The organism is Peptoniphilus indolicus ATCC 29427 (assembly GCF_000227315.1).
Classification (GTDB): domain Bacteria; phylum Bacillota; class Clostridia; order Tissierellales; family Peptoniphilaceae; genus Peptoniphilus; species Peptoniphilus indolicus.
Window position 1 is genome coordinate 830,895 of sequence record NZ_JH165061.1, and the last position, 14,424, is coordinate 845,318.

A 14,424-nucleotide genomic window follows, 5' to 3' on the forward strand; every position below is an offset into this window, starting at 1 on the left:
TATAAGTATATTGATCAAAATCAAAGTGATGAAAAATCATTAAAAAATATAATTGTAGCTTCTAATAATATTGCTAATAATATTTTAAATAAGATACAAAAAGAGTTTAATGTAAAGGAAGAGTGTAAATTACTTTGGATATCAGGAAAAGTAATTTTTGTATCTGATTTATCGGAGGGAAAAATTAAAGAGAAACTTGTAGGTCTATATCGAGAAGTATACATGGAATACAATGGTAACGTATTCTTAAATTATTCTACCTTTGAAAGAAATAATTTGTCAGAAATAGAAATTATTGGAAAAGCCAATATTGACTTTAAAAGCAATAGTACTAAGGTTAGAGTAATCCAAGAAAATCAGGATTTATTATTTAAATTCCAAGAATTTACAACAAAAAAATTTGAGCCTGAAATAGAAGGTAAAAAATTAAATATTAATGGCGAAGTAAATTATTCAGAAGTTTTTCTAAATAATATGGATGATTTGATAGATATAGTAGACAAAGATACAAGTAGTACAGATGGTAAAATAGCAATAGTAAAAGCTGATATAAATGATCTTGGTGATACACTGCAGAAATTAGATAGTTATGATAAATTTAAAAATATAAGTAAAATCTTAGAAGAGTATATATCTATAGAGCATTTTGCTAAGAGTATTATTGAGTATAATTCAAAGATAGGAAATAAAATATTGCCGTTTTATATAGCTGGAGACGATATTTTTTATTCGGTGAATATAGATTACTTATTTGATTCTATTAAGATTTTAAAAAGTATTATTTCACAAATAAATAATAGAATCAAAGCTGTTTTAATAAATGAAGAAAGTAATGGTAAAGAGTATAAAAGCGTATCTATTGCTGTTGGAGTAACTTTTGTAAATAATCATCAGCCTATACGTTATTATAGACAACTGGTAGAGAAAGAACTAAGTGCTGCAAAACACATGATGAAATCAGATAAAGAAAACTTATCTATTGTTGGCTTGAGTATATCAGGATGCAAATTGAACTGGTATAAAAATAAATGTGGGAGAGGGAAAAATGATGGTTTTAATAGATTATGTTCCGAAATTAAAGAATTAAATATGATGTTTAGTAAAAATATTTTTACAAGTACATCTTTGCATAATCTATTAATCAATTTAGAAAATGAAAAAAGTTTAGAAAAGAAGATGCTATATGTTTTATATTACTGTAGGCCTAAATTAGTAGCAAATAAAGGATTTGATGAAGAAGTTTATTTTAAAAAATATATTCTTTCTCAGTTAATTGAAGAGCCAAAAGGGAATGAAGAAAGATTTTTTGATAAAAATAAAATTGGAACTATTTTAATACCTAAATTAAAATTAATCCTATTACTTTTAAAGAAGAGTAAAAACAACCTTAAACAAGGTAAACAAAATAAAAATTATAGTAAATCGTGCAACGGGATATATTCTAGAGAATTAAATAAATTTGAAAGGGCTAAGGATACTAAAGTTTTGGATAAAGGTAATGTATGTTCGATAATATTAAATAAGCCAATAAATTTTCTTTTAGAAGAAGCTGGAAAAGATGGAATAGAAAAGCTATTTATTGTGAAGTGTAAAAAGGGTGAGAAAATATTGTACAAAACAGCAAGATTTGAACCTTCCATATTTTTTAGGGCAAAAGAGCTTTTAGAGAAAAATAAAAAAGAACAATTAATTGTACTATTTAAGAACTACTATGAGAATATAATTAGAGTAAAAAATGAGAATAGAACAAATAATATTCATGAGATTAATTTTGATATAGATGAATTTGAAAGAAAATTAAAAAAATATGACCCTAATATAGGACCGTACAATGATATATGGATTGATAGATTAATTGTTTTGTTTGAATATAACAAACAAAGGATTATTTATAAAACATATAAGAAAAATATGGGATAAAAAAGCCAACAAAAAATAGGTGATTTAAGAGTAAATATGGAGGAAATCATGTTTGAGATAAAAATAAAGTTAACAACAAAATCTAATTGTTTGATAGGTAACCAAACTGAAAGCTTTTCTGTTGGGGGTGTAGACCAGTCAACAAGCATTGATAATGCCGGTAAACCGATAATACATGGTTCATCTTTTAAAGGGGCTTTGAGAAATATTATAAGGGAAAATGACAGTGAAATGCCAAAGACAAAAGAGTATATCAAAGAAATTTTAAAGGAATTAATAGATAAATATAATCAAATTGATTTTGAAGGGAAAATAGAAAAACTTGAAAAAATTAAAATGCAAATAGAAGAATATGCCAGTAATCCAAAAGCTGAGTATATTTTTGGTATTCAAGGGCTAAATGGAATTCCAAGAATATTTTGCACAGATTTTGTTTTAAGTAAAGATAAGCAAATCGAAGATTATTTTTCGATAGATACAAAAACCTCTTTAGAAGAAAAAGAAGGGGAAATTTTAAGTAGACCAAGGACATATAGAGTGATTAGGCCCGGGGTGGATTTCGAAGGTATAGTTCATTTTAAAAACAGCTATTATAATCCTAAAAACATAGATTTAGAAGAAGTAAAAGAAGAGTTGGAATCTATGATAGAAAAATTTAATAATGGATTTTATGGAATTGGAAATTCGAAATCAAGAGGTTACGGGCATATAGAGATATCTATTTTACACTAAGGAGTTTATAATGATTGTATATAAATTCAAGCTAAAAAAAGAAGGTAAGATAACAACTATTCCAGATTCTCAACGTATATTTGGATTTTTAATGAATACAATAAAAAGATATTATGATGATGGAGAGATAAGTAACTATACACTGGATATTTTAAATAAAAACAGAAATGCATGGTGTCAAGTTTAATGCCAGATGGATATTATCCGTTTCCAATAGAATATATAATGGATAACTATGAGATTGAAAAAAGTACATATAAAATACTGAAAAGTATTGATTTCATAAGAAAAGAAGCATTATTGAATTTATTAAAGAATAATATGAAATTAAGTAAAGGAAGTATGGAGAAAATAGACTACTTAGAAATTAAACATGAATTTATTCAAAAATTTAGAATAGAAAGTCAGATTAAAAATCTACCAGGTCTTCCAAATGTATCATATTCTTTAGATACAATAACTTTAGTATGCATAGGAAAAGAGCAAGAAGACTTTAGTTTCTTTGTAAAAGTAGAAGAAAATAGTTTACTTAAAGAAGCCATAGAAAAAATGGAAAAAACTATAGAAAATGGAGAAAATATCACGTATTTAGGTGGTAAGGCGAGTTCAGGATTAAATACATTTAAAGTATATGATATTGAAAATATAGAAAATAGTAATAAAACAAGTAAATCTAAAACTTATATAAACCTAGGTATGTTACTGCCAGAGTTTAATAAAATAGATACTGAAAACTCATTTATAAATATTCACGTATCAGACAGAAAACCTTATGATATAGAAAATAATGTAGAGAAAGTAATATGCTTTATAAGACCAGGGAGTATCATTTCCAAAAATAATGAAGTAAAAGATGAATTTGAATTAGCTAAGAGTATACATAATAAATATAATTTATTGTATAAGAACGCTATTATATTTGGAAATTCTTATCTTGAAAAATGGAGGTATAATGTGGAGCTTAAATTTAGGACAGTATCATCTGTAATTTTATCAGGAAGAAACCATTCGGCACTTTATGAAGGCATAGATTATAAAAAAACTTGTTTTGATAAATTTAGTATAATTTATCCTTTCTTTAGTTATGAAAATAGAATTGGTAAAACAAATGAAGATTTTAAAAAAGCAAATTCATATTATATTCCAGCATCATCATTGAAGGGGAGTTTGTTGGCTAAGAAAAATGTCGAAAATTTATTTAGAAGAAGTATAATTTTTAGTGATGTATTAATAGACAAAGAACAAGTAGTGTTAAAAAATTTAATGAAATTTCAATATCTGTATCAAAATTCAGAGGATACAACTAAAGTAAATAAAATTCCAAAGTATGGTGAATTTTTCCCGGCAATAGGAATTGAAATGTTAAAATCAGACACTAATATATCAGTGAATATTCTAATTAAAAAAAGTGACTTAAAAAATCAATTAAAAGAAAGCTTGAATGAAACTTTTATAGTAACAAAAGAAAAACTGATGAGATATTCTAAAGAAATAGATACAAGGATTGAATATATAAATAATTTAAAAATAAAGCAAACCGATGTAAAAGGTGTTTTAGAAATTTTAAATAAAATTAAATCTTCTATAGATGATTTGCTAAAATCAGATAGAAATTATATTTATCTTGGAGGATATAAAGGAATACTTGGCTGTTTAAAAGAAGTTAAAGATAATGAGAACATTAGAAATGGGTTTTATGTTGATGAAGAAAAATGTTACCATATGGACTTATTGAAGTTAGAGAATAATTTTGAAATCTAGTATACAGATATAGGTTAAATCATAATAGTTTAGCTATGTGCTTAATAAAAATAAACTTTTATTTTAAAAATAGAAGTTTATTTTTTATTAATAAGACTTTTAATAAACCCCCAAAAGATATATAATAGGTTTTAAAATATAATAAAGATAGATTAATTGATATAGTTTAGGGGGAGAGAAAATGGAAATTAAGAAGTTCAAGCGTATACTTGTAGCTAATCGTGGAGAAATTGCCATACGTGTTTTTAGAGCTTGTAGAGAACTTGGGATTCGTTCGGTTGCAATTTATTCGCAAGAGGATAGTCTTTCATTGTTTAGGACTAAGGCAGATGAAGCATACTTAATAGGGAAAAATAAATCTCCTGTCGATGCATATTTGGATATAGATGAGATAATAAAACTTGCTCTTAATAAGGGAGTTGACGCAATCCATCCGGGTTATGGATTTTTATCTGAAAATCCTGAGTTTGCACAAAAATGTGAAGAAGCAGGGATTACATTTATAGGGCCTACTCCTGAAATTATGCAAAAGTTGGGGGATAAGATATCTTCTAAGATAGTTGCTCATGAAGCTGGAGTGGAAACTATTCCAGGAGTTGACTCACCTATAAAATCTGATTCTGAAGCGTTAGAGTTTGCTAAAAAAGCAGGTTATCCTGTTATGATTAAAGCAGCTGCCGGCGGTGGTGGAAGAGGAATGCGTGTAGTAAACAATGAAGAAGAGCTTTTGAATAATTTCCATGCTGCAAAGAGTGAGGCAAAAAAAGCTTTTGGCAATGACTCTATGTTTATAGAAAAGTATTTAGAAAGACCAAAACATATAGAAGTTCAAGTTTTAGGTGATTTATATGGAAATATAGTTCATCTATATGAAAGAGATTGTTCTATACAAAGAAGACATCAAAAAGTTATAGAGTATACACCGGCTTTTTCATTGCCTAAAGAGCTTAGAGATAGAATATGTGAAGATGCATTAAAGATTACTAGGAGTTTGGGATATAGGTCAGCGGGAACTGTAGAATTTTTGGTAGATAACAATCACAAACATTACTTTATAGAAGTAAATCCAAGGATACAGGTTGAACACACTGTAACAGAAATGGTTACGGGGATTGATATCATACAGGCCCAAATTTTAATAGCACAAGGTTATGAGCTAGGTAGTGAAGCGATAGACATACAAGGTCAAGACTATATAAATTCAAATGGATATGCAATTCAATGTCGTGTTACAACAGAGGACCCGCTAAATAATTTTGCTCCAGATACAGGACAGATAACTTTATATAGGTCAAGTTCAGGATTTGGCGTAAGACTTGATGGTGGGAATGGATTCCAAGGAGCAGTTATAAGTCCGTATTATGACTCTTTGTTGGTAAAAGTAATTACTCACGGAAGAAGTTGGAGTGATACTGTAAATAAAGCAGTACGTTCAATAAGAGAACTTAAAGTTGGTGGAGTAAAGACAAATATTGGATTTTTATTAAATGTACTGAACACAGAAGAATTTAGAGACGGAAGTTGTGATACAGGATTTATTTCAGACCATCCAGAGTTGTTTGATATTAAACCAAAGTCGGACTCAGAATTACATCTAATGAATTACATTGGAAATATTGTAGTAAATGATAAAAATACATTGGATAAAAATACATTTGATGTGCCTGTTGTTCCTAAATTTGAAAGAAAAATTTAGAAGGTACAAAGCAATTGCTTGATAAGCTCGGAGCTAAAGGTTTATCTGATTGGATTTTAAAACAAGATAGGTTGTTACTTACAGATACGACAATGAGAGACGCACATCAATCTCTTATGGCAACTAAAATGAGAACAAAAGATATGTTAAAGATTGCTGAAGCCACAAATTATAATATGAAAGAATTATTCAGCGTTGAAATGTGGGGCGGAGCAACTTTTGATGTAGCTTATAGATTTTTACACGAAGACCCTTGGAAGAGATTGGAACTCATTCGTGAAAAAATGCCTAATTTATTGATGCAAATGTTAATTCGTGGCAATAATACGGTAGGATATAAAAATTATCCGGACAATGTAGTTAAAAAGTTTATAAGAGCATCAGCTGATAAAGGGATAGATGTGTTCCGTATATTCGATTCATTGAATTGGCTAGATGGAATGAGACTTGCGATAGATGAGACTTTAACAACTGGGAAAATCGCCGAAGGTACAATGTGTTACACTGGAGATATTTTAGATGAAACTCGTGATAAATATTCGTTGAAATACTATGTAGATTTAGCTAAAGAACTTGAAAAAACAGGATGTCACATCTTGGGAATCAAGGATATGAGCGGACTTTTAAAACCTTATGCGGCGAGAAAACTTATAAAAGCTTTAAAAGATGAAATTTCTATTCCAATACATTTACACACTCATGATACAACTGGCAACGGAGTAGCAACAATACTAATGGCAGCTGAAACAGGAGTTGATATAGTAGATACGGCTATTGATTCAATGAGTGGGCTAACTTCTCAACCGGCGTTAAATTCTGTTGTGGCAGCACTTGAAAATACAAATAGAGATACTGGAATAAGCTTAGATAGAGTTAATGAAATTTCTAACTATTGGTCAGCAGTAAGGCCTGTGTATGCAAATTTTGAGTCTGAGTTAAAAAGTGGCACTACTGAAATTTACAAATATGAAATACCTGGTGGACAATATTCAAACTTAAAACCACAAGTTGAAAGCTTTGGATTAGGGCATAAGTTTAATGAAGTTAAAGAAATGTATAGAAATGTAAATCAAATGGTAGGAGACATTATAAAAGTTACACCTTCTTCAAAAATGGTGGGAGATATGTCAATTTTTATGGTTCAAAATAATCTAACTCCTGAAAATATTTATGAAAAGGGAGCTAATTTAGACTATCCTGATTCTGTAGTCACATATTTTAAAGGTATGATGGGACAACCTTATGGCGGCTTTCCTGAAAAGTTACAAAAGATGGTTTTAAAAGGAGAAGAGCCTATAACCGTAAGACCTGGATTACTTCTAGATGATGAAGATTATGAAAGTGATAAAGTTAAATTAGAAAAAATATTGAAAAGAGAACCTACAGAAGAAGATTTAATATCTTATTCTCTATATCCAAAAGTTTTTGAAGAATATGCAAAGCATTTTGAAGAATATAAACAACTTTGGAGAATGGGTTCAGATGTTTTCTTCCATGGCTTGATGGAGGGCGAAACAGCAGAGATATCAGTTGATGAAGGAAAGAATTTAATAGTAACACTAGTAGAAATTGGAAAGATAAAAGAAGACGGCAAACGCAGTTTAACTTTTGAAATAAATGGTCTACGTCGTTCTATAGAAATAGAAGATAAGACTAAAAGGTCTAATACAAGCTTAAAAGCAGAAGAAGTTAGAATGGCAAGCGACGAAAATAAATCTGAAGTTGGTTCATCAATTCCAGGGACAATAGTTAAAGTCTTAGTAAAGGAAGGCGAAGTAGTAAAAGAATCTCAACCGTTGATGGTTGTGGAAGCTATGAAGATGGAAACTAACATAATTGCAACTAAAAATGGAAAGATAGGCGAGATTTTAGTAAAAGAAGGCGAAAGTGTTATAAGTGGACAACTTGTAGCAACAATAGAAGATTAAAATTATAATAAAAATAAAGGTAGTGTCTCAGTGAAAATAGGCTGAGATACTACCTTTAAGCTATTTCTACAGAAAAGTAAATTTACAGCTATTACTTAAATTAGCAAATAGTAAGCAAATTTATGCATTAGCAACATTAATATAATTATTTAATTAAGCTATATAAGTCTTTAGGATTATCAATAAGTGGGACTAAAACTTCTTCAGTACCAATATTGTTGTCTTTAGCTAATTGATAAATCAATCTTAGTATTGAGAAATCTTCAAGAGCAAATCCAACTGAATCGAAGATTGTAATATCATCTTCTTTTCTATCAATACGTTTTTGAGATTTTATAACTTCAGCAATTTCAGTTACTTTAAAGTCATCTGCCATGTGTTGAATTTCACCTTCTATTCTGCTTTGAGGTTCAAATTCTACATAAACATCTCCCATGAATAGAATATCAGATTCTAATTCTGTCTTTCCTGGGCAATCTCCACCAACACAGTTTATATGCATTCCCGGTTCTATCATATCTTTTGTAAGTATGATTGAGAATTTCTTGTCTGCTGTAACGGTTGTTATTATATCAACACCCTTACAAGCTTCTTTTGTACTGTTGCATTTAACTACTTTCAAATTTTTGTATTTAGAAAGATTAGATATAAGTCTATCAGTTGCAGCTTCATCAACATCATAACAATTTATTTCTTCTATACCTAGTAATTTGTGGAAAGCTATAGCTTGGAAGTCACTTTGACATCCATTACCTATAAGAGCCATTTTTTTAGGATTTTCTTTTGCTAAATATTTTGCAGCCATAACTGAGTTAGTTGCAGTTCTTATAGCTGTAAGCAAAGTCATTTCACACAAAAGAAGAGGATATCCACTTGAAACTTCAGCCAATAAGCCTATAGCTACAACAGTAAGTAGATTATCTTTAGGATTGTCCGGATGACCATTTACATATTTGCAAGTAAACGTTTCCTGATTACCTACAGGCATTAATTCATTTACGCCAACAGGAGAATGGTGTGTAGGTCTAGGAATTTTTGCAAAATCTTCCCAATTGCCATAGTCTTCTTCTAAATATGGAATAAGTTTTTCCATAATAGATTCAACCCCAACTTCCTTTATGTAGTTGGACATAGTTTCTAAGTCTATATATTTAGTTTTAATCTTCAATTAAATCTCTCCTCTCAATATTTTAATTTTTGTGTTTGACTAAGCTTAATCTTTAAATTGAGAATAACAAAATGTATAATTAATATCAATAGAATTAAATTCTTATGTGAATTTTACATAATTGTGAGTATAAATTGTCTTGTATTTTATTAAATAAATATAAGATTATTATATAAATCTGTAATTTGCTATCCTAGGGTGTGATAAAATGAGTAAGTCTTTTGATGAAAAATTTTCATTACAAACAAATCAATGTTCCCCTTATGATGTGACTTCAATATGCTCTTGTAATGTGGAGCTTGTTTCAGAACCTACAGATGCCATTTTACATCAGCAATCAAGGTTTTGGATAATACTTGATGGTAAGGCGGAAATCAATATACAGGGCAGAATATATGACGTTGAGAAAAACTCTCTTGTTTTTATTTTGCCATATCAATACACAAAAATAATAAAAGTAGAGAAACCATTAGTGTATAGCTTGGTTGTTTTCAATTTTGAATTGTTCAATGAACTTATAAAAATACATATGAATTTTTACAATGAAGACATAAATTTGATTAAACTGATATCAGTTAGCAATATTGTGAATTGTGATGATAAAAAATTTGAGCAAGTAGTTAATATTTTTGAAAAATTAAAAGATGAGTTGGGTACAGAGTCATTAAACTTTCAGGTTAAACCTAAAAATAATTTTACAGGAGTATATGTTAGTTCACAAATTTTAGAATTAATATCTTTCTTTTTAAGGCAGACTATGCAAAAGACAAAAAAAGAGTTAGAAAGTGAAGAAAATTATAGTCACATAATCCAATATATCTACATGAATTTAAGGCAAAATATAACTTTAAAAGAGCTTTCTAAAATATTTTTTATGAGTCCTTCGAGTATAAGCAACTATATAATGAAGATGACGGGATATAATTATTCAGATTTAGTTTTTCAAATGAAGATTGCAAGAATACAAAATTTTTTGTTGTATACGGATATGACCTTAGATGAAATTTCAACTTTTTAAGGTATGCAGATTCATCCTATGTATCAAAAGTATTTAATTCAAAAACAGATATAAATATAAGTGAATATAAGAAAACTTATAAAAAGGTGAATACAATTTGCAAGATAAAGGAAAGTCCTGTTTCATATAAAATTGTTGATTATATATATAACAATTACGATTTAGATTTGAATATAAAAGATGTGGCTGATAAATTTGGCATAAGTGCATTGGAAATAAACTACCATTTAAAGTTTTTGGTGGAGAAGAACTTTAATTGTTTTTTGAATTATGTAAGAGTAAACAAATCAGTGCAAATGTTAATCGATACTGATAAATCTGTTACAGAAATATCTGAAGAAGTTGGATATGACAATAGCAGGACATATAATAGAAATTTTAAAAAATATTATCATACAAATCCAAGTGACTTTAGAGAGCGAGTGAAAAATAAAAATTAAATATTTACAAAAAGGAAAAAGGTGTTTAGTCATTATAATTTAATTTGACTAGACACCTTTTATTAATTAAATACAAATCCCATTTGGGCAGATATTATCTCAGCTGAACGCAAGAGATCGTTTTTCAATCCGTATTTCATCTTATCTTTCATACGTTCTGTAGGTCCTGTTACAGATATAGCACCTTCAATTTTTCCGTTTAAGCCATATATAGTAGTACCGACACAGCAAATGCCATCTTCATTTTCTTCATCGTCCAAGGCAATCTTTGTCTTTCTGGTTTCTTCTATTTCAGCTATGAATTTATCGAAGCTACTATCTTTTGGTATCAAATTAGATTTTATAGAGTTATTAAATATTGAGTAGATTTCTTCATTAGTCATATTTGAAAGTATTGCCTTACCAACAGATGTATTGACAAGTGGACCGCGGCGACCGATTTTAGAACCCATGGTTATAGGGTTGTCAGCTTCGATTTTATTTATATAGACAACGTAAATTCCATCTTGTATTACTAAATGTACAACTTCATTAACTTTCTTACTGAGAAATTCTATTTCATTTTGTGAAACATGTAATAAATCTAAGTGTTGTAATTTAGATGAACCGACATTATACATTTTATAAGTAAGATTGTATTTATTATTTTCATATTGTTCAATATATCCCAATGCCAAGAGAGTGTTTAGAAATCTGTGCACTGTAGATTTATGTAACCCAACTTCATGTGCAAGCTCAGTTAGCCCTATTCCATTGGGATATCTAGGGAAACTTTCAAGAATTTTAAAAGCACGTTCAATAGATTGTATTTTTTCTTCCATAATAATCACCTATTTTATTCTAACACTAAGGAATAATTAAATCAAAATTAAAAAAATATATTAATTCCGTTGACAGTAAAAACATTTTCATTTAAACTATATTTAGTTTCATAAAACAGTATAGTGTTTCATAATACGGAATGAAAGGGAAGGTAAAATGTCAAAATTAGAAACTTTAAGTAGAATAAAAGAAATTGGTATTGTAGCTGTAGTTAGAGCGAAAGATGCCAAAGAAGCTATAGAATTTTCTAAGGGTTGTATAGATGGTGGAGTAAATGCTATAGAGATAACATTTACAATACCAAATGCATTAGAAGTGTTTAGAGAATTAAGGGAAGAGTTACCTGAAGAAGTTATTCTTGGAGCAGGGACTGTATTAGATATTACAACAGCAAGACTTGCAATAATGAATGGAGCGAAATTCATAGTTTCTCCAGCGTTTGACAAGGATGTTGCAGTTTTATGCAATCGATATCAAATACCTTACATTCCGGGGTGTGTAACTCCAACTGAAATAGTTACAGCGCTTGAAATTGGTGTGGATGTTATAAAAGTATTCCCAGGCTCATTGACAGGACATAGCTACATAAAAGCTATACACGGACCAATGCCGTATGTAAACCTAATGCCTACAGGGGGAGTAGATATAGACAATGTACAAGACTGGTTCAAGGCTGGAGTTTTCGCAGTTGGAGTTGGTTCAGCACTTGTAAAGGGAAGTAGAGAAGAAATTACTGAAAAATCTAAACAGTATATAGCAAAAATACAAGAGGTGAGAAAATGATTAAAGTAGTGACACTTGGAGAAATAATGCTAAGACTTTCAACACCGGGATTTGAAAGATTTGTGCAAGCAGAGAGCTTTGACGCTATATATGGTGGAGGAGAAGCAAACGTAGCAGTTTCACTTGCGAATTATGGATTTGATACACACTTTGTTTCAAAATTACCAAAGCATGAAATTGGACAATCTGCAGTGAATGCTCTAAGAAGATATGGAGTTAACACTGACTATATAGTTAGAGGCGGAGATAGAGTAGGAATTTACTATTCAGAAACAGGTGCATCAGCGAGACCTTCAAAAGTAATTTATGATAGAGCTAAGAGTGCCATAGCAGAAGCCAAAGTAGAAGATTTTGACTTTGAAGAAATATTTAAAGATTGTAAATGGTTTCATACATCAGGTATAACACCGGCTATATCTAAAAATGGAGCAGAGATAACAAAAGCAGCTATGAAAGCGGCTAAAGCAGCCGGAGCAACCCTGAGTATAGACTTAAACTATAGAAAGAAGCTGTGGACTCCTAAACAAGCTCAATCAGTAATGAGAGAGCTTATGGAATATGTAGATGTATGTATAGGAAATGAAGAAGATGCATCTCTATGCTTAGGATTCACTCCAAAGGGATTGGATGTAAACAGTGGCAAATTGGATGTGTCAGCATACGAAACTATATTCAAAGAAATGATGGAAGAGTTTGGTTTTAAGTATGTAGTTAGTTCTTTGAGAGAATCTTATTCAGCATCAGACAATGGATGGAGTGCGGCAATATATGATGGAAAAGAATTCTACCACTCAAGAAAATACGACGTGAGAATTGTAGACAGAGTAGGTGGAGGAGATTCATTCGCAGCAGGACTTATAACAGGCTTATTGGATGGAAAATCAACTAAGGAAGCATTAGAATTTGCTGTTGCAGCATCAGCGCTTAAACACACTATAAAGGGTGACTTTAACATGATGTCAAGAGAAGAAGTTGAAACTCTTGTTGGAGGAGATGCTTCAGGAAGGGTTCAAAGATAAGAGAACAAAAATCAATTTGATAATTTTACATTTTTAGAAAAATGAAAATTATAAATAAAAAGCAATCATAGGAGGCGTAAAAATGAAAAAAATCGGTTTATTACTAATGAGTTTATTAATGGTAATGTCATTAGTAGCATGTGCAAAAGAAAAAGACAGTGCAGGGAAAGCGGAAGTAACAGCTGAAAAACCTATAGTTTGGAAATTGAGTGATATCGTAACAGAAGATCACAACTGGAATGTGGGAGCTAAAGAATTCAAGAAATTAGTTGAAGAAAAAACTGGCGGAAGATTAGTTATCGACATCTATCCAAACTCAGAATTAGGTTCTGAAATGGAAGCTTTAAATGGAATTTTATCAGGTACTGTCGATATGACAATTACTGGAGAATCAATGTCAAATTGGGCTCCTCTAGCAGACTTAATGGCAGCTCCATACGCATATAAGAATGAAGCTCACATTCAAAAGGTTTTAGAATCTGAAAGCGGACAAAAAATTAAAACTCAAATTGAAGAAGCCGGATTCAAACCTTTAATGTATCAACTAAGATCACCTCGTAACTTAACTTCTAACAAGCCAATTACAACCCCGGAAGAAGCAAGAGGAATCAAACTAAGATTATCTAACACACCTCTTGCAATTAAATGTTGGGAAGCTGTAGGAGCTAACGTAAATGTTATGGCTCTAAACGAAGTGTTTACAGCTTTAAACCAAGGTGTTATTGAAGCTCAAGAAAACCCTTATGATATGATTTACAACTCAAGTTTTTATGAAGTTCAAAAATATGCAAATGAAACTGAACACGTTGTAGGCTACTTATTCTTTGCTGTAGGTACTAAACAATTCAACGACCTACCGGAAGATATGCAAGCTCAAGTTACAGAAGCTGCAGCAGAAGCTCAAGAATTTATAAACGAACTTTATTTCGCAACTAAAGATGAATATAAACAAAAATTAATCGAAGCTGGTATGGAAATAAATGAAAATGTAAATAAAGAAGAATTTAGAAAAGCAATGGAACCAGCAATAAAAGGATACTTGGATCCTACTGCATATGAAGTTTATCAAGAAATTGTTAAATTAGGAGAATCCATGTAAATAGGTGTATTAGGGAAAACAGCATTGCTGTTTTCTTT

11 protein-coding genes and 1 pseudogene are annotated in these 14,424 nt (G+C 30.1%); 10 read left to right on the top strand and 2 right to left on the bottom strand.

Going from position 1 to position 14,424, the window contains the following annotated elements:
- From HMPREF9129_RS03765 to HMPREF9129_RS03785, 5 genes and pseudogenes are all read left to right on the top strand, one after another.
- Window positions 1–1,920 (top strand): Cas10/Cmr2 second palm domain-containing protein (locus tag HMPREF9129_RS03765; protein ID WP_004820520.1); only part of this gene is annotated, 1,920 nt, incomplete at its 5' end.
- Between the two features lie 48 nt (window positions 1,921–1,968).
- Complete coding sequence (locus HMPREF9129_RS03770; protein WP_040552282.1) at window positions 1,969–2,652, top strand: RAMP superfamily CRISPR-associated protein; 684 nt, start codon at window positions 1,969–1,971, stop codon at window positions 2,650–2,652.
- Window positions 2,653–2,662: 10 nt separating this feature from the next.
- Window positions 2,663–2,839 carry a hypothetical protein gene (locus HMPREF9129_RS11360; protein WP_004820524.1) on the top strand — a complete coding sequence of 59 codons (177 nt, stop codon included), beginning with the start codon at window positions 2,663–2,665 and terminating at the stop codon, window positions 2,837–2,839.
- Window positions 2,839–4,413, top strand: a complete 1,575-nt coding sequence (locus tag HMPREF9129_RS11855) for a hypothetical protein (RefSeq protein WP_050794617.1) — start codon at window positions 2,839–2,841, stop codon at window positions 4,411–4,413. The genes HMPREF9129_RS11360 and HMPREF9129_RS11855 overlap by 1 nt, the downstream gene beginning before the upstream one ends.
- Window positions 4,414–4,600: 187 nt before the next feature.
- Window positions 4,601–8,037, top strand: a pseudogene (locus HMPREF9129_RS03785) (pyruvate carboxylase).
- A gap of 145 nt (window positions 8,038–8,182) precedes the next feature.
- On the opposite strand, the gene ocd reads toward HMPREF9129_RS03785, so the two are convergent.
- Window positions 8,183–9,205, bottom strand: coding sequence for an ornithine cyclodeaminase (ocd, locus tag HMPREF9129_RS03790; RefSeq protein WP_004820531.1), 1,023 nt, complete (start codon window positions 9,203–9,205; stop codon window positions 8,183–8,185).
- 208 nt (window positions 9,206–9,413) lie between these two features.
- On the opposite strand from ocd, the gene HMPREF9129_RS03795 reads away from it, so the two are divergent.
- Both HMPREF9129_RS03795 and HMPREF9129_RS03800 read left to right on the top strand, forming a co-directional pair.
- A complete protein-coding gene (locus HMPREF9129_RS03795; RefSeq protein ID WP_004820532.1) occupies window positions 9,414–10,223 on the top strand; it encodes an AraC family transcriptional regulator in 810 nt (269 codons plus the stop codon).
- An 86-nt stretch (window positions 10,224–10,309) separates the two neighbouring features.
- On the top strand, window positions 10,310–10,663 hold the full coding sequence (locus tag HMPREF9129_RS03800; RefSeq protein WP_004820534.1) for a helix-turn-helix transcriptional regulator: 354 nt from the start codon (window positions 10,310–10,312) through the stop codon (window positions 10,661–10,663).
- A gap of 62 nt (window positions 10,664–10,725) precedes the next feature.
- Here the strand turns inward: HMPREF9129_RS03800 and HMPREF9129_RS03805 are convergent, their stop codons facing one another.
- Window positions 10,726–11,484 (bottom strand): IclR family transcriptional regulator, encoded by a 759-nt coding sequence (locus HMPREF9129_RS03805; protein WP_004820536.1) that lies wholly within the window; start codon window positions 11,482–11,484, stop codon window positions 10,726–10,728.
- Window positions 11,485–11,641: 157 nt separating this feature from the next.
- Between HMPREF9129_RS03805 and HMPREF9129_RS03810 the strand changes: the two genes are divergently transcribed.
- The 3 genes from HMPREF9129_RS03810 (at window position 11,642) to HMPREF9129_RS03820 (ending at window position 14,386) form a co-directional block, all read left to right on the top strand.
- A complete protein-coding gene (locus HMPREF9129_RS03810; protein ID WP_004820538.1) occupies window positions 11,642–12,268 on the top strand; it encodes a bifunctional 2-keto-4-hydroxyglutarate aldolase/2-keto-3-deoxy-6-phosphogluconate aldolase in 627 nt (208 codons plus the stop codon).
- Window positions 12,265–13,287 (top strand): sugar kinase, encoded by a 1,023-nt coding sequence (locus tag HMPREF9129_RS03815; RefSeq protein WP_004820540.1) that lies wholly within the window; start codon window positions 12,265–12,267, stop codon window positions 13,285–13,287. The genes HMPREF9129_RS03810 and HMPREF9129_RS03815 overlap by 4 nt, the downstream gene beginning before the upstream one ends.
- A gap of 82 nt (window positions 13,288–13,369) precedes the next feature.
- Complete coding sequence (locus tag HMPREF9129_RS03820) at window positions 13,370–14,386, top strand: TRAP transporter substrate-binding protein (protein ID WP_004820542.1); 1,017 nt, start codon at window positions 13,370–13,372, stop codon at window positions 14,384–14,386.
- Window positions 14,387–14,424: the final 38 nt, after the last annotated feature.